Below are 14,809 nucleotides of genomic sequence, written 5' to 3'. Positions count from 1 at the left end.
TAAGTATATAACCTATAGAAAATTGAAGGCAGTGATATGATCGGTATAAACAATCAGCTGTTTGTACTCGATCGGAGTCCCATAACTAGCATAAGGTCTTACAGTAACGTCATTGAGGACAACAAAGTTATAGCTGAAATTTTTATCAGGGTGTTCTGCTCCCAAATAAGATATGTATTCGTCTACTATTACATCATCCATCAAAGATTTTAAATCAAATACATCCTCTTTGTTGGAGACGGCTGGAGAGACGATTCCCTGAATGCTGCCAAAAGAGGTGAGCAAATTCACTTTTTTTCCACTAGCTTGTTCATCATTTAAAAGTAAACCGGACAGCTTACCCAGTGCATCGACTTTAAAATCGACGAGGGTTCTAATTTTTGAGTTATTCAAAACTAAACACATCCTTTTCAATTTGCAATCCTGTTAACAATATTCGACATATAATCACCAAACTCCTAGTATGCTAATGAAAAAATACTTACTTATGTAATGACCCCCATTCTGTATATGGTGATTTGGGGGTTGTGAGGTCCTCAGCGAATTCAATTCCTTATCGTTACTCGTGTTCCTATAGGGACGATAGCTGCGAGTGTTAACACATCCTCGTTGTACATCCGGATACAGCCGTGGGATACCTCTTTCCCAATGGAGGAAGGATCATTCGTTCCATGAATCCCGTAGTGTGGTTTAGACAGTCCCATCCAAAAGGCACCAAAGGGACCACCTGGATTGGGTTGTTTGTTAATAATCGTGAATTCTCCCACTGGGGATTGGGTTAACATCTTACCAATGCCGACAGGGAAACCTCTAATCACAATATCATTGTCCAGAAGATATAACATTCTTTGGGTCAGATCTACAATAATTCGGTAATTTGGCATTATGCACAACACTCCTTTCTAATTAGGATATGAGCAGAACGCCTAAACGGTTATTCATAGAAAATGCCCATTTTAGCGAACGAGAACAAATGTTCGTTAGTGGTTGAGAAAGCAAAATACACAGAAAAAAGGCTGTTCCGCATTTGCGGAACAGCCTTTTATGGTAGGAGTGCATACTTAGTGGATATCTCGAAACAATCCGATGACTCTTCCGAGAATAGTTACGCGATTAAGGCGAAGAGGCTCATAAGCTGGATTCTCCGGCTGAAGCCGTATATGATCACGTTCCTTGTAAAAGGTCTTAACGGTTGCTTCATCTTCTTCAGTCATGGCTACAACGATATCTCCGTTGTCCGCTGTTTGTTGTTGGCGAACAATTACATAATCACCATTCATAATGCCAGCATCCACCATACTATCACCCATAACTGACAGCATAAATACTTTGTTGTCACCTACATAGTGAGTAGGAAGTGGGAAGTAATCCTCGATATTCTCTGTAGCAGTGATAGGTACCCCGGCGGTAACTTTACCTACGACAGGAATCCGTGAGATGGTCTGGGCGAATTGGTGAACATTCTCTGAATCCTCTTGGCCTAGTAATTCTATTGCACGTGGCTTCGTTGGATCTCGACGAATAAGTCCCTTCTTCTCAAGCCGGTCCAAATGACCGTGAACTGTGGAGCTGGAAGCAAGGCCAACAGCTTCTCCAATTTCCCGGACGGAAGGTGGATAACCCTTGCTGCGGACTTCGCTTCGTATAAATTCCAGGATCGCCAGCTGGCGACTTGAAATCTTTGACATTGGAATCAACCCCATATAGTAATGTTTGGGAAAATTATAACATAGAACTACCGTTCGCACAAACATAAGTTCTAACTATTATAAATATTAATCTGCTAGAGTTAAAAAATGGTAGACGAATGATAATAAAATGTACCACTTGAGTCTCTCAAAAAAAAGAGAACAATTGTTCTGAAATAGTATTGAACAAAACACATGTTCGTGTTATTATGAATTCGAAAGTAAGAACAAGTGTTTGGAGGATGATAATTATGCTAAAATACAGTACATACCGCAGCATCTACGATAAGGCCCCAGTGGTTGAATCTTTAGGACATAATGACGTTGCCCGTAATTCCGCTAAGGTAAAAGAGATAACGGAACGTTTGCTAGGAGGGATGATTTCGTTGTTCCGTCAGGACTTCTTTATTAAGTTAATATTGATTATCGTGCTAGTATTTTCTGGCCTAACAGTAGTGGGAAATGTATTTGCAGGATCGACGACTATAATGAAGGAAGAGAAGCGGATTGTGGTTGAACGTGGAGATACACTATGGAGTATTGCCCTTAAGAATAAACCGGCTGATATGAAGACAGTTGTTTATATAGAAGGAATTAAACGTTCAAGTGGGATTAAGAGTAGTCAAATTAACGCTGGAGACATACTTACTTTACCTATTTATTAATTTTCTGAGAACATAATAGAATGACCAGTAGAGCTTGCAGGGAGTAGACCTTGACAAGCTCTTTTTCTCATGGCAGAGTTAGAATTAATTTATAGGGGGAGGGAAAGTATTGAATATTGATGAGTTGGTCGCGCGAATTAACGAATTGGCACGCAAACAGAAGAGCGTAGGCCTTAATCAAGAGGAAGTGGCGGAACGCGCCAAGCTTCGTGAAATTTACCTGGGGAATATCCGCAATAACTTCCGAGCACAATTAAATACTATTGAAGTAGTAGATAACGATGAGCATGAACAAGGTAACAAGGGGCTTAAACATTAGCTCGCTGTTCCTTTTCATAGATATTTCAGGATGACTAGGGGGAACGCACATGGCCCGTTCTTGGGAAAGAATGGTTCAACGCAACACACAGCAAATCAACAAGCAAAGAAAGAAACAAGGTAAGGATACGATTTATGCCTCTAAATCTCCTACCCAGAATGCCGAAGTCTTTAAAGGTCGCAACATTGCATTTCCGGTAGTGTTAGTGATACTTGGCACTATGTTTTGGGTAGTTGGTTCTATTGATCAGGCCAAAGGAAATGGCATGCTGGCTAATTGGTTGGGAGTAGTACTGTACTATTTGCTGGCAGCGCTATTGTTCTTCCGTCGTCCGTACTTGAAGGTGGAAAAAGCAAGACTGTCTACTATTAAATTCAATCGCGAACGCGGGCTTCCAGCTGCAGATATTGAGAAAATCACCCTTTCGCGTGGAGCTGTAGTCATTAAGCACAAAGGGAAACGTACGAAATGGATTTTCACAAGACTTATGAATCGCTATGATACTAATGCGATGAGTACACGATTAGAAGCATTTGCTAAAGCTCACAACATTGAAGTAGTTCACGAATAGAACTAGACCAGTTAAAGGGAGAGGGAGACCTGTAATGCCAATTTCTGCTGTACTATTTGACCTTGATGATACATTGCTGTGGGATGATCGGAGCGTCGAAGAAGCATTTCGTTCTGCTTGTGAAGCCGCCGGGGATACGATTGATCCACAAGAACTAGAAGTTGCAGTTCGTAAGGAAGCAAGTAGCTTGTATGAATCTTATGAGACGTTCCCATTTACAAAGATGATCGGAATTAATCCATATGAAGCACTCTGGGCTAACTTTACGGCAGGTGAACAGCCAGAATTCCGTCAATTGGAGCAGCTTGCACCGGTTTATCGTAAAGAGTCTTGGCGTCGCGGACTTGCAGCCTTAGGGGTGGAAGACGAAGCACTAGCTGAGACCTTGGCAACTAAATTCGCAGCAGAGCGCAGAAAACGTCCATACATCTATGAAGAAACAATGCATGTACTGGAGCAGTTACGGGGTCAAGTGAAGCTTTTGCTACTTACGAACGGTTGTCCTGCACTGCAACAAGAAAAACTAGATGGTGTGCCAGAGTTAATTCCTTTCTTTGATCATATTGTGATTTCCGGAAGCTTTGGTAAAGGCAAACCGGATAAGGAAATTTTCCTGCATGCTTTAGAGCTTCTTGATGTAACTCCTGAGCAAGCGGTTATGGTCGGCGATAAGCTTACAACGGATATCCGTGGGGGGCTGGCAGCAGGGTTGACCACGGTCTGGATTAATAGAAAAGGTAGAGCACCTAGTCTTGATATTCATCCGGATCATGAAATCAATCACCTTGAGGAGCTTCTTCCACTAGTTCAATCCTTGTAAGATATACAGAGCTATTAGCTCCAACATAAAGACTTTATAAAAGCAGCGAGTTTCTAAGATCCTAAGAAACTCGCTGCTTTTCTGTACATACATACTAACATAAGGATTTCATTAGATTTTTTAAGTAAATGATTTAAGTCACAAGTCTAATGCGGAATTGATGCAAAATACTGAAAAACCAATAATAATGTGTATAATAGATGGAGATGTATAACATGAATTGGTAGATTTTTATTATTCGATAATGATTGGGAGGGCTCCAAATGATGAGATCGAAGAAATTAGTCGCTGTATTATTAGGTGCAACACTTTTAGTACTAGGTGGATGTTCTTCAAATGGAACCAAGCATTCAGAAATACATAACATGAATATGAACATGTCTATGGAACCTATCAAAGTCGAACTACAATGGAGTCCTGAAGAAGTTGTTGTAAATCAAAAGGTAACCTTTGAAGCTGTGGTGACCCAAGATAACGAGGCAGTAGATGATGCAAAAGAGGTTCTGTTCGAAATTGTGAATAAAAATGATAAGGGACAGAAAATAGAGCTTAAGGGAAAGCTAATAGGTAAAGGAGTCTATCAAGCTGAAGGGACCCTTGAAAAGGAAGGACAATATAATGTCACTTCACATGTGACAGCCCGGACACAGCACTCTATGCCTAGCAAAGAGCTGTCTGTGAAACCATGATTCAAAGGTTCACAACGGTTGCTGAGCAATAACAGATAAAGCAGAGTGGAAAGGAAGGCTTTTCGAAATTCCTTTATTCTGCTAAACTTACTCTAATGTTTTACTGGGGGGACTATTAGTTGGCTAAATATACACTTGAGGAAAGCTTACAACAAAGGATTTTGATCCTTGATGGCGCAATGGGCACAATGATCCAACAGGTGCCTCTTACTGGAGAAGATTTTGGTGGCGATGAGCTGGATGGCTGTAATGAAATGCTGGTATTAACACGTCCAGAAGTCATTCAGACGATTCATGAGCAGTATCTCGAAGCAGGGGCTGATCTCATTGAGACTAACACATTTGGTGCAACCTCTGTTGTACTAGCTGAATATGATATTCCTCAGCGCGCACGTGAGATCAATCTAGCGGCAGCAGAGTTGGCCCGCAGAGCAGTAGACAAATATGACACACCTGACCGTCCGCGATACGTCGTGGGGGCTATGGGTCCAACAACAAAAACGCTCTCAGTAACTGGAGGCGTTACTTTCCAAGAGCTAGTTGATAGCTATGAGGAACAAGCAGTGGCATTGATCGACGGTAAAGTAGATGTTTTGCTGCTGGAGACCTCTCAAGATACACTTAACGTTAAAGCTGGAAGTATTGGTATTCGTAATGCTTTTGAAAAGACTGGCATCACATTACCGGTTATGATTTCAGGAACAATTGAACCAATGGGTACTACACTGGCGGGTCAGAATATTGAAGCATTTTATATCTCATTAGAACATCTGAAGCCTATCTCTATGGGCCTCAACTGTGCGACTGGTCCAGAGTTCATGCGGGATCATATTCGTTCGCTTTCGGAGATCTCCTCGGCAGCCGTGAGCTGTTATCCAAACGCAGGATTGCCGGATGAGAATGGACATTATCATGAATCTCCAGATTCTTTAGCTCGCAAGATTGCAGCCTTTGCTGAAAAAGGCTGGCTGAATATTGCGGGGGGCTGCTGTGGAACGACACCAGAGCATATCCGTGCGATGAAGGAAGCACTTTCCGAATATCCTCCACGCCCGCTGGCAGGTAATCATCCACCTGCACTTTCAGGTATTGAGCCAATCTATATTGAGAACGACAACCGTCCTTACATGGTTGGTGAACGTACGAATGTACTTGGCTCTCGTAAATTCAAACGTCTTATCGTCGAAGGTAAATATGAGGAAGCCTCAGAAATTGCCCGAGCTCAGGTAAAGAGTGGGGCACAGGTTATTGACGTGTGTGTACAAGACCCTGACCGCGATGAGATTGAAGATATTAAGCTTTTCTTAGAACTGGTTGTAAAAAAGGTTAAAGTACCTCTGATGATCGATACTACCGATCCTAAGGTTATTGATTTAGCTTTGCAGTACTGCCAAGGTAAGGCGATAATTAACTCTATTAACCTTGAAGATGGTGAAGAGAAATTCGAGCTGGTGACGCCGATCATTCATAAATATGGCGCAGCTATTGTTGTGGGTACCATCGATGAGACGGGACAAGCAATTAAGGCGACAGATAAACTGGAAGTGGCTAAACGCTCCTATGACTTGCTAGTGAACAAGTATGGTTTAGCAGGAGAAGATCTTATTTTTGACACGCTGGTGTTCCCTGTAGGAACCGGAGATGAACAATATATCGGTTCAGCAAAAGAAACGATTGACGGCATTCGTTTGATCAAGGAAGCACTTCCAGGTGTTCATACGATCTTGGGCATCAGCAACGTCTCCTTTGGATTGCCGGAAGCGGGACGTGAAGTGTTGAACTCAGTATTCCTTTATGAATGTACAAAAGCTGGATTAGATTATGCGATCGTAAATACAGAGAAAGTGGAGCGGTATGCTTCCATTCCTGCCGTAGAACGTCATCTTGCTGAGGAACTGATTTATAATACGAATGATGAGACGCTTTCTGCTTTTGTAGCTGCTTTCCGTGGTAAAAAAGTAGAGAAAAAAGAGAAGATTTCCAACCTGTCACTTGAAGAACGTTTAGCCTCCTATGTGGTTGAAGGTACGAAGGAAGGACTCATTCCTGATCTAAATGAAGCATTGACTAAATCTGGTCCGCTGGAGATCATCAATGGACCGCTGATGGCAGGGATGTCGGAAGTCGGCCGGTTATTTAATAATAATGAATTGATTGTTGCTGAAGTGCTACAAAGCGCTGAAGTGATGAAGGCTTCTGTGAATCACCTAGAGCAGTTTATGCAGAAGGATGAGACAGCGGTTAAAGGAAAAATTATGCTGGCGACCGTAAAAGGGGACGTACATGATATTGGTAAGAATCTAGTGGAGATCATCCTCTCCAACAATGGTTATCAGATCATTAATTTGGGTATAAAAGTACCACCAGAGACCATTATCGAAGCCTTCCGTCGAGAAAAAGCTGATGCGATAGGATTGTCCGGGCTGCTTGTAAAATCTGCTCAGCAGATGGTGCTCACCGCTCAGGATTTACGTACAGCTGGGATCGATGTTCCGATTATGGTTGGCGGCGCAGCTTTGACCCGTAAATTTACGAAGACCCGTATTCGTCCAGAATATGACGGCCTAGTATTGTATGCTAAGGACGCTATGGACGGGCTGGATATTGCCAATCGGCTTATGAACCCTGAAGAACGGGAGAAGATTGCCGAGGAAATTCGTGTGGAGGCAGAAGCAGCGGTTGCGGTTGCGCCTAAGCAAGAACTGCCGAAACTAACCAGAGCAGTGCGTTCCAAAATATCTCCAGATGCACCTGTTTTTGTTCCACCGGATTTAGAACGCCACGTACTGCGTAACTATCCATTGGGGCATATTATTCCCTATGTGAATATGCAAATGCTGCTGGGTCATCATTTGGGGTTACGGGGTTCTGTAGAAGCCCAATTAGCTGCTGGAGATCAGCGGACTGTTGAACTGAAGGGTACCGTAGACGATATTCTCCATCAAGCGATGCTAGAGGGTACCATTACTCCACATGCTATGTATCAATTCTTCCCTGCACAATCGCAAGGGAATGATATTATAGTGTATAATCCACAGAATACGTCCGAGATCCTGCATACCTTTACTTTCCCAAGACAAGGGGTAGAGCCTCATCTGTGCTTGGCGGACTTCTTGAAACCTGTTGACAGTGGTATTATGGACTATGTTGGATTCCTAGTTGTAACAGCAGGTCACGGTGTACGTGAATTGTCTACTCAGCTGAAAGAAAGCGGAGATTATCTGCGTTCACACGCCTTGCAGTCGGTTGCACTTGAAGTGGCAGAAGGACTGGCAGAACGTGTCCATCATATGATGCGCGATACTTGGGGTTTCCCAGATCCGGCGGATATGACGATGAAGCAAAGACATGGGGCAAGATACCAAGGGATCCGTGTTTCATTTGGTTATCCTGCATGCCCGGATTTAGAAGATCAAGGTCCACTGTTTAAGTTGTTATCTCCGGAGGATATCGGTGTTCACCTTACAGAAGGCTTTATGATGGAGCCCGAAGCTTCCGTTTCGGCTATGGTATTTGCCCATCCAGAAGCGCAGTATTTTAATGTAGAGAAGCTGTAATTCTTTCATTTATATACCTGGTCTGTAGGGGATTGTATCCCTTTCAGCGGAACCTCCCGTAACTGGGGGGTTTTTTGCTGGAAGAAGGTCGTTTAGAATTGAAAAGAGATGGTTGAGCCAATAAGTAGAAGGGAGGAAAAAGAATGGATTTATATTTTTTAGGTACTAATGCAGGTGTACCAACGCTACAACGTAATGTAACGTCCGTTACATTAAGACTGCTGGAAGAACGTCGCAGTATTTGGATGTTCGATTGTGGGGAAGGTACACAACATCAGGTTCTTAGTTCACCGATTCGGCTAGGAAAGCTGGAAAAGCTATTCATTACCCACTTGCATGGTGATCACCTATTTGGTCTTCCAGGTCTATTATCAAGTCGTGGTTATCAGGGAGGGACAGCGCCGTTAACGGTGTACGGCCCCCCTGGATTAAAAGCATACCTAGAGATCTCCTTAGCTGTGAGCCAATCCCGAATTCCTTATAAGATTGAGATTGTGGAGCATACAGGAGGAACTATATTCGAGGACGATGGCTTTAAAGTTGAAGCTGCATTACTTGAGCACCGCATTGACAGCTATGGCTACCGGGTAACGGAAAAGGATAGTCCCGGAAGCCTCAATACGGAATTGCTTAAGAGTTATGGTTTAAAACCGGGACCGATTTATGGGAAATTAAAAAAAGGTGAAGATGTTGTTACGGATGAAGGTGTACGAATCTGTGCTGCTGATGTTGTCAGGGAACCTAAACGAGGACGTATTGTTACTATCCTTGGGGATACAAGACCTTGTTCGGGAGCCTTAGAACTCTCTCTTAATGCAGACCTTGTTGTTCATGAAGCAACCTTCGCCCATGATCTGGCTGACATGGCGTATCAATATCATCACAGTACAGCGCGTCAGGCTGCAGAGTTAGCAAAAGAAGCCAAAGCAGGACAGCTGTTGCTGACTCATTTCAGTTCTCGTTACAGCTCGCATGAAGAGTTAATTCCTTTGCTTGAGGAAGCTGAACTCATATTCCCTGAGACATTATTAGCTGAGGAATTTAATGCATATCCGGTACCTCGCAGACTAAATGGGCAATAGGGGGAATGATTATTTTCCGGGAAAGCGCAGGAAATGACAGTGCTATGCTAAAAAATGCTGGATGGGACGCTTGTTCGATTTCATTCGACGAAGTGTGTTAGATTTAAAGTAATCACGGAGTAAAAGACGAACGAATGGCTGGACATATTGCCGAAAATCAGTAGGTGATATCTTCCACCTAAAGGGCTTGAGTATGCCTGTAAATCCAAGCAGGGCAAAGGCTGCGAGTTTGTTAATACTATTATTTATTTATTATATTAATTAAATTTATTATGGAAACTGAGGGGTTAGTGATGGAACAAATTGAAGGATTATTGATTGATCTAGACGGTACATTGTACCATGGGCATAAAATGATTCCCGGTGCTGATCTGCTGATAAAGGCTCTTCGTGAAGCGGATATCCCTTTTTTATTTGTTACCAATAACTCATCGCGTACGGCAGCTAACGTTGCTGCCCACTTAAGTGGAATGGGAATTGAGGCGAAAGCTGAGGAGGTATGTACCTCTTCTATGGCAGCCGCACGTTACATAGCTGAGGAATCACCCGGGGCTACAGTGGCGATACTTGGAGAAGAGGGACTGCGTATGGCTTGCATTGAGGCAGGGCTCCAAATCGTCACAGAATCCCCTGATTATGTGGTGCAAGGTATCGATCGTTCTTTTAATTATGCTTCGTTAGCTCAAGCTTCGCGTTGGATTTTGAGCGGGGCAAAGTTTGTGCTCACCAATCCAGATTTAATGTTACCATCAGATAATGGGGTTATGCCGGGTGCGGGTACGATCGGTGCAGCAATTGAGGCTGCCAGTGGTGTGAAGCCAGTAGTGATCGGTAAGCCTGAATCGCATCTGATCAAATATGCGACAGATCTTCTGAAAATTCAACCTGAACATGCTGCTGTTGTTGGGGATAATATGCGTACGGATATCGCTGCCGGTGTTAATGCGGGCTGTCGTACAATCCTTGTTCTTACCGGTTTAACCACTACAGAGAATCTGGAGCACTATAAAAGTATCACAGGGATCACTCCCGATGAAATATGTGCCGATTTAGCTGAACTTAAAATGTTTCTCGGTGTATAATAGCTAGGGTCTTATTACTTCACCAACTTAGAGGGGACGATGAGTATGCCAGAATTGCCGGAAATGGAGAATTATAGACAGCTGCTTAGCCAGCGTATTATAAATGTTCCGATAACTAATGTAATTGTGAACAGAGAAAAAACAATTAACATGGAAACAGAAGCTTTCATTGATGCCTTGATCGGTGCGCGTGTTGTTTTTGTAGAGCGGCGCGCCAAGTACATTTTGTTTCATCTCCATGATGGACGAAGATTACTATTGCATTTAATGCTGGGTGGATTGCTTTTTTATGGTTCAGAAGAAGAGCGGCCGGATCGTAATACGCAAGTAGAAATCGCATTTGGTGATCAGATCCTTTATTTTATGGGCCTGCGGTTAGGGTTCTTACATTTAGTATCCGTGAAGGAAAGCGAAGCAACGATGGGTAAGCTTGGACCTGAACTGCTGGATCGACGGATGACGCCGGAACGTTTTGCAGGAATATTAAAAGGGCGGCGTGGTGCGTTAAAAAGTCTGTTAGTGAATCAGCATGTAATGGCGGGTATTGGAAATTGTTATGCGGATGAGATTGCTTTTGACGCTGGGCTTCTGCCTTCAGTTTTAGTACAAAATTTATCACCTGAAGCCATCTCCCGTCTGTATCAAAGCATTCAAAAAGTATTAACTGATGCGACAGAGATCGGCGGATACATGGAAATGCCGTTTATGACAGGTGACATGGTTACGGGTTCCTATAATGATCAATGTAAAGTCTATGACCGTGAGGGCGAGCCTTGCCTACGCGATGGGGGAACGATTATCAAAACAGAGCTGTCTGGACGCAAAGTATTTTATTGTCCAGACTGTCAGCATGAAGCCTAAACCCAAAATAGGGGCTCATGTTAGCATTCGTGGTGGATATGGGAGAGCTGCCCGATTGGCTTGGGAGAGCGGTGCAACAAGTTTTCAATATTTTCCGAAAAATCCGCGCAGTCTGAAGCTAAAGACGGTTGATATTCGAGATACAAGGGATTGTGCACTCTTTTGCCAAGAAAAAGGAATCACCTCTATCGCCCACACCCCTTATGCAATCAATATGGCTGCGAATAGGGATGACGCAACCCCTCGAAAGGTGTATGTAGACTCCCTTCTTAATGATCTGGAAATTGCTGAAGCCTGCGGTTCCTTAGGTATTGTTGTTCATTTTGGACATTTTGCTGGAATGGAGCCGTTACAAGGCTATCAAAATATTATACAATGTATGAATGAGACGCTGCAGTCCTGGGAAGGTAACGCCAAGCTGCTAATTGAGAATCAAGCGGGCAACCATGGTACCGAAGGGATTACACTTGAAGAATTGGTGAAGGTTCGTGAGCTTAGCCAGTTTCCCGAGAAGATTGGATTTTGTCTGGATACCTGTCATGCTTTTGCAGCAGGAATTTGGAATCCTGAGCATACGGAAGACTTGCTTGAACGAGGAAACCAGCTTGGATTTTGGCCGCATCTTGTAGCTGTTCATCTTAATGATTCTAAGTTTCCCTTTGGTTCAAGACGGGACCGGCATGCTGGAATAGGAAAAGGTTTTATCGGCGAAAAGGGTCTTGAAAGCTTAATAACTTCTGATCCATTACGTAAAACATCTGTTGTTTTGGAAACTGAAAAGGGTCCAGATGGCAGTCATCGGAATGAAATAGCTACTGTTCGCAGTTGGTTTGAAGCGGGGGCTAGAAAGTGATTCATATCTATATGGACGATCTCCGTAAAGGTCCGCTTGGATTTGCTTTAGCCCGGACAACAGAAGAATGTCTTCTGATGCTGCGTGAGTGTGAGGTCGGTATTTTATCGTTAGATTATGATATGGGACCGGATGATTATTCAGGTGGGGAAGTGGCTAGACGGATTGTTCTGGAAGGACTGTACCCCTGTGAAATCTATCTACACACCTCCAGCGTTTTAGGGAGAAAAGAAATGTATGAAATCTTATACGCGGCTAAACCTGAGGGGATGCGCTTGTTTAATGGTCCCCTGAGTTCTGATAAGCTTCATGATATCGCTGGGGAGACGGGACTAAAATGAAGGAAATGAATGAAGCGGATTTACTGGAGATACTCACGAGACCGGGAGAACCGCTGGTAGTGTTTTTGCATACTCCGCTGTGTGGTACCTGTAAGGCTACAGAACGCATGTTGGAAGTGACGGCACATCTGTTGCCTGCTGAACTCCAAATGGTTGCTGGAAATGTGAACATGTTGCCTAATCTGGTACAACAATACCGTATTACCAGTGTTCCTGCTCTACTAGTGGCTTCTGCTGACCGGATAGAGGATCCGCATATTTATTATTCAATGGTTTCAGTTGAGCGGATTCTGGAATACATAAGGAGTGTTATATCATGATCATTTCATTACAACATTTATCTCTGCGCAGAGAAGAAAGCCTAATCTTGGACGATGTGTCCTTAGAAGTTAAGGAAGGCGAAAACTGGGTCATTTTGGGACGGAATGGTTCTGGCAAAACAACAATTTTGGAGATTATGACAGGTTATTTATTCCCTAGCAAAGGAACTGTTGAGGTATTGGGGAATAAATATGGTCAATGTGATTTACGCGAGGTTCGTAAAGAAATTGGTTATATTGGTCCTTCCTTAATGGAGAAGATGTCTTTAAATGATCCGGTGTGGGAGGTTGTCGCTACAGGAGCTTACGCTTATTTGCGTTTCTACGAGAGCATTCCACACGAAGTGAAGGAGAAGGCAATCCGCCTGCTAGAGGATATGAATCTGGGCAATATGGCACTTCATCCTTTTGGAACCTTGTCACAGGGAGAGCGAAAAAAAGCAATGCTGGCAAGATGTCTTATGGCTGACCCCAAACTACTGATTATGGACGAGCCTTGTGCAGGTCTTGATCTGTACGAAAGAGAAAAAATGCTGGCTGAAGTAGATAAGCTGAGACAACGTAATGTCTCCGTTGTTTATGTAACTCATCATGTGGAAGAAATTGTCCCGCTTTTTACACATGTTGCTTTAATTCGCGACGGTAAGCTAGCTGGTTCCGGACCGAAAGAAGAAGTATTAACCAAAGAAATGATCTTGGCCACCTATGATATTCCTGTTGATGTAGAATGGGATAGCGGTCGTCCCTGGATTAAAATTAGACCTGGAGGCAAAACGATTTGAACGAATTAAGACATGATAACGAAGAGCAGACCACTGCTCCAGAAGAAATAGTGTACTCCCGATATATTTGTACAGCTAATCACGGCTTTGCGCCCTATGCTCAGGAAGAGCTTCGGCGCTTGTTCGGCGCAGTGAAGAGTACGCTGCTGTTGCCGGGAGAAATCTTTCTCGCCACCCTGCAGTCTGAACCCGAGGAAGTATCACGATTGCTCACACAGAATCTGCCCATTTTCCTTCGTCATATACAGCCTGTGCAGTTTCAGGATGAAGGAACCATGGAAGCACTACAGCGTTTGGCTGTGTATTTAAGCCGCCGCAGTGAGCTAGAGGGGGAGAAAGTATCCCTAAATGTTCGTAAAGGGGATCCTTCCTTCTGGCAGGAAAGTCCGGGCGAACTTCGTGAATGGCTGCAGGAGCAATTACAAAGCTTGGGTGCAGAATTTACAGTACAAGATCCGGCATGGGTCATTTCTGTCTACGCAGACGGGAATGCCTTATATGCAGGAGTGTCCAGACCAGAAGAGAATCTATCCGGCTGGAATGGCGGTGCAATCCGCTTCCGCAAAGAAGACGGACAAATCTCACGTGCTAAGTTCAAGCTGATGGAAGCGGAGAAGGAGTTCGCTATTCCTTTTTACAGCTTCCGTAATGCGCTTGATATTGGCGCCTCTCCAGGGGGCTGGACTTCTTTCTTGCTGGAGCGTGGAATGAAGGTAACAGCGGTTGACCCTGCTTTGATGCATGAATCGCTGCGTAATTACCCGGGTCTGAAGATCTTGCGCAAAAATGCCGGAGAAGTGAAATTCCGCGATAATGAATTTGATCTGCTTGTATGTGATATGAGCTGGAGTCCTAAGCTGATGGCAAAGCTTGTAACCGGGCTGCTGCACAGCCTGTCACCAGGCGGAACAGCGATTGTGACCGTAAAGCTGATGCATAAGAAACCTCTAGCGATGATCAAAGAGATCATTGCAATGTTTGAGGGCGAACGTATGCAGATTCAGCGGGCTAAGCAGCTGTTTCATAATCGTGACGAGATCACGCTTTATATGATTAAATACTAGGTAAGATCCTAATTTAAAAATCTTAAGGGAAAGCATCCCGTTATTAACGTTATCGTAATCTGCGGTAACAACGTTAATGGCGGAAGCTTTCTCTTTTTTTTATGTGAAAAAGGGG

The 14,809-nt window shown here is 43.7% G+C and carries 17 protein-coding genes; 14 read left to right on the top strand and 3 right to left on the bottom strand.

Translation table 11 applies throughout. From position 1 onward, the window contains the following. Nucleotides 1-12: 12 nt before the first annotated feature. From MHH86_RS17305 to lexA, 3 genes are all read right to left on the bottom strand, one after another. Nucleotides 13-393, bottom strand: coding sequence for a hypothetical protein (locus tag MHH86_RS17305; RefSeq protein ID WP_038571576.1), 381 nt, complete (start codon nt 391-393; stop codon nt 13-15). 152 nt (nt 394-545) lie between these two features. After that, nucleotides 546-884 carry a L,D-transpeptidase gene (locus MHH86_RS17300; RefSeq protein ID WP_036687722.1) on the bottom strand — a complete coding sequence of 113 codons (339 nt, stop codon included), beginning with the start codon at nt 882-884 and terminating at the stop codon, nt 546-548. A 177-nt stretch (nt 885-1,061) separates the two neighbouring features. Further along, nucleotides 1,062-1,688, bottom strand: a complete 627-nt coding sequence (lexA, locus tag MHH86_RS17295; protein ID WP_036687720.1) for a transcriptional repressor LexA — start codon at nt 1,686-1,688, stop codon at nt 1,062-1,064. A 251-nt stretch (nt 1,689-1,939) separates the two neighbouring features. Between lexA and MHH86_RS17290 the strand changes: the two genes are divergently transcribed. The 14 genes from MHH86_RS17290 (at nt 1,940) to MHH86_RS17225 (ending at nt 14,694) form a co-directional block, all read left to right on the top strand. Then, nucleotides 1,940-2,353 carry a LysM peptidoglycan-binding domain-containing protein gene (locus MHH86_RS17290; protein WP_036687719.1) on the top strand — a complete coding sequence of 138 codons (414 nt, stop codon included), beginning with the start codon at nt 1,940-1,942 and terminating at the stop codon, nt 2,351-2,353. A 109-nt stretch (nt 2,354-2,462) separates the two neighbouring features. Beyond that, nucleotides 2,463-2,672: a DUF896 domain-containing protein gene (locus MHH86_RS17285; protein WP_036687717.1), complete on the top strand. Its 210-nt coding sequence runs from the start codon at nt 2,463-2,465 to the stop codon at nt 2,670-2,672. 49 nt (nt 2,673-2,721) lie between these two features. Continuing rightward, nucleotides 2,722-3,243, top strand: a complete 522-nt coding sequence (locus MHH86_RS17280) for a hypothetical protein (protein ID WP_036687716.1) — start codon at nt 2,722-2,724, stop codon at nt 3,241-3,243. A 34-nt stretch (nt 3,244-3,277) separates the two neighbouring features. Next, nucleotides 3,278-4,063: an HAD family hydrolase gene (locus tag MHH86_RS17275; RefSeq protein ID WP_036687714.1), complete on the top strand. Its 786-nt coding sequence runs from the start codon at nt 3,278-3,280 to the stop codon at nt 4,061-4,063. Nucleotides 4,064-4,326: 263 nt separating this feature from the next. Beyond that, nucleotides 4,327-4,752 carry a FixH family protein gene (locus MHH86_RS17270; RefSeq protein ID WP_036687712.1) on the top strand — a complete coding sequence of 142 codons (426 nt, stop codon included), beginning with the start codon at nt 4,327-4,329 and terminating at the stop codon, nt 4,750-4,752. Nucleotides 4,753-4,871: 119 nt separating this feature from the next. Then, on the top strand, nt 4,872-8,309 hold the full coding sequence (gene metH / locus MHH86_RS17265; protein ID WP_036687711.1) for a methionine synthase: 3,438 nt from the start codon (nt 4,872-4,874) through the stop codon (nt 8,307-8,309). A 143-nt stretch (nt 8,310-8,452) separates the two neighbouring features. Next, nucleotides 8,453-9,391: a ribonuclease Z gene (gene rnz, locus MHH86_RS17260; protein WP_036687710.1), complete on the top strand. Its 939-nt coding sequence runs from the start codon at nt 8,453-8,455 to the stop codon at nt 9,389-9,391. A 293-nt stretch (nt 9,392-9,684) separates the two neighbouring features. Continuing rightward, the gene (locus tag MHH86_RS17255; protein ID WP_036687708.1) at nt 9,685-10,473 is read left to right on the top strand and encodes a TIGR01457 family HAD-type hydrolase; all 789 of its coding nucleotides are present in this window, start codon (nt 9,685-9,687) and stop codon (nt 10,471-10,473) included. A gap of 45 nt (nt 10,474-10,518) precedes the next feature. Further along, entirely contained in the window at nt 10,519-11,334 is an 816-nt protein-coding gene (locus tag MHH86_RS17250; protein WP_036687706.1) for a DNA-formamidopyrimidine glycosylase family protein, read from the top strand. Then, nucleotides 11,324-12,187 (top strand): deoxyribonuclease IV, encoded by an 864-nt coding sequence (locus MHH86_RS17245; RefSeq protein ID WP_036687705.1) that lies wholly within the window; start codon nt 11,324-11,326, stop codon nt 12,185-12,187. The genes MHH86_RS17250 and MHH86_RS17245 overlap by 11 nt, the downstream gene beginning before the upstream one ends. Further along, nucleotides 12,184-12,528 (top strand): cyclic-phosphate processing receiver domain-containing protein, encoded by a 345-nt coding sequence (locus tag MHH86_RS17240; protein ID WP_036687703.1) that lies wholly within the window; start codon nt 12,184-12,186, stop codon nt 12,526-12,528. The genes MHH86_RS17245 and MHH86_RS17240 overlap by 4 nt, the downstream gene beginning before the upstream one ends. Beyond that, the gene (locus MHH86_RS17235; protein WP_036687702.1) at nt 12,525-12,848 is read left to right on the top strand and encodes a thioredoxin family protein; all 324 of its coding nucleotides are present in this window, start codon (nt 12,525-12,527) and stop codon (nt 12,846-12,848) included. The genes MHH86_RS17240 and MHH86_RS17235 overlap by 4 nt, the downstream gene beginning before the upstream one ends. After that, nucleotides 12,848-13,630 (top strand): ATP-binding cassette domain-containing protein, encoded by a 783-nt coding sequence (locus MHH86_RS17230; RefSeq protein ID WP_036687827.1) that lies wholly within the window; start codon nt 12,848-12,850, stop codon nt 13,628-13,630. The genes MHH86_RS17235 and MHH86_RS17230 overlap by 1 nt, the downstream gene beginning before the upstream one ends. Next, complete coding sequence (locus MHH86_RS17225; RefSeq protein WP_036687700.1) at nt 13,627-14,694, top strand: SAM-dependent methyltransferase; 1,068 nt, start codon at nt 13,627-13,629, stop codon at nt 14,692-14,694. Before MHH86_RS17230 ends, MHH86_RS17225 begins: the two co-directional genes overlap by 4 nt. Nucleotides 14,695-14,809 lie beyond the last annotated feature (115 nt).

This window comes from Paenibacillus sp. FSL F4-0097, assembly GCF_038593125.1.
GTDB lineage: Bacteria > Bacillota > Bacilli > Paenibacillales > Paenibacillaceae > Paenibacillus_AQ > Paenibacillus_AQ odorifer.
The sequence above is the reverse complement of the archived record's forward strand: the minus strand, read 5'-3'. Positions and strand labels throughout refer to the sequence as shown.

What these genes read in the sequence shown, in the direction of transcription:
- lexA (WP_036687720.1), bottom strand. Translation starts at nt 1,688, where the DNA reads ATGTCAAAGATTTCAAGTCGCCAGCTGGCGATCCTGGAATTTATACGA.
- rnz (WP_036687710.1), top strand. Translation starts at nt 8,453, where the DNA reads ATGGATTTATATTTTTTAGGTACTAATGCAGGTGTACCAACGCTACAA.
- MHH86_RS17300 (WP_036687722.1), bottom strand. Translation starts at nt 884, where the DNA reads ATGCCAAATTACCGAATTATTGTAGATCTGACCCAAAGAATGTTATAT.
- MHH86_RS17270 (WP_036687712.1), top strand. Translation starts at nt 4,327, where the DNA reads ATGATGAGATCGAAGAAATTAGTCGCTGTATTATTAGGTGCAACACTT.
- MHH86_RS17290 (WP_036687719.1), top strand. Translation starts at nt 1,940, where the DNA reads ATGCTAAAATACAGTACATACCGCAGCATCTACGATAAGGCCCCAGTG.
- MHH86_RS17250 (WP_036687706.1), top strand. Translation starts at nt 10,519, where the DNA reads ATGCCAGAATTGCCGGAAATGGAGAATTATAGACAGCTGCTTAGCCAG.
- MHH86_RS17255 (WP_036687708.1), top strand. Translation starts at nt 9,685, where the DNA reads ATGGAACAAATTGAAGGATTATTGATTGATCTAGACGGTACATTGTAC.
- MHH86_RS17280 (WP_036687716.1), top strand. Translation starts at nt 2,722, where the DNA reads ATGGCCCGTTCTTGGGAAAGAATGGTTCAACGCAACACACAGCAAATC.
- MHH86_RS17245 (WP_036687705.1), top strand. Translation starts at nt 11,324, where the DNA reads ATGAAGCCTAAACCCAAAATAGGGGCTCATGTTAGCATTCGTGGTGGA.
- MHH86_RS17275 (WP_036687714.1), top strand. Translation starts at nt 3,278, where the DNA reads ATGCCAATTTCTGCTGTACTATTTGACCTTGATGATACATTGCTGTGG.
- MHH86_RS17235 (WP_036687702.1), top strand. Translation starts at nt 12,525, where the DNA reads ATGAAGGAAATGAATGAAGCGGATTTACTGGAGATACTCACGAGACCG.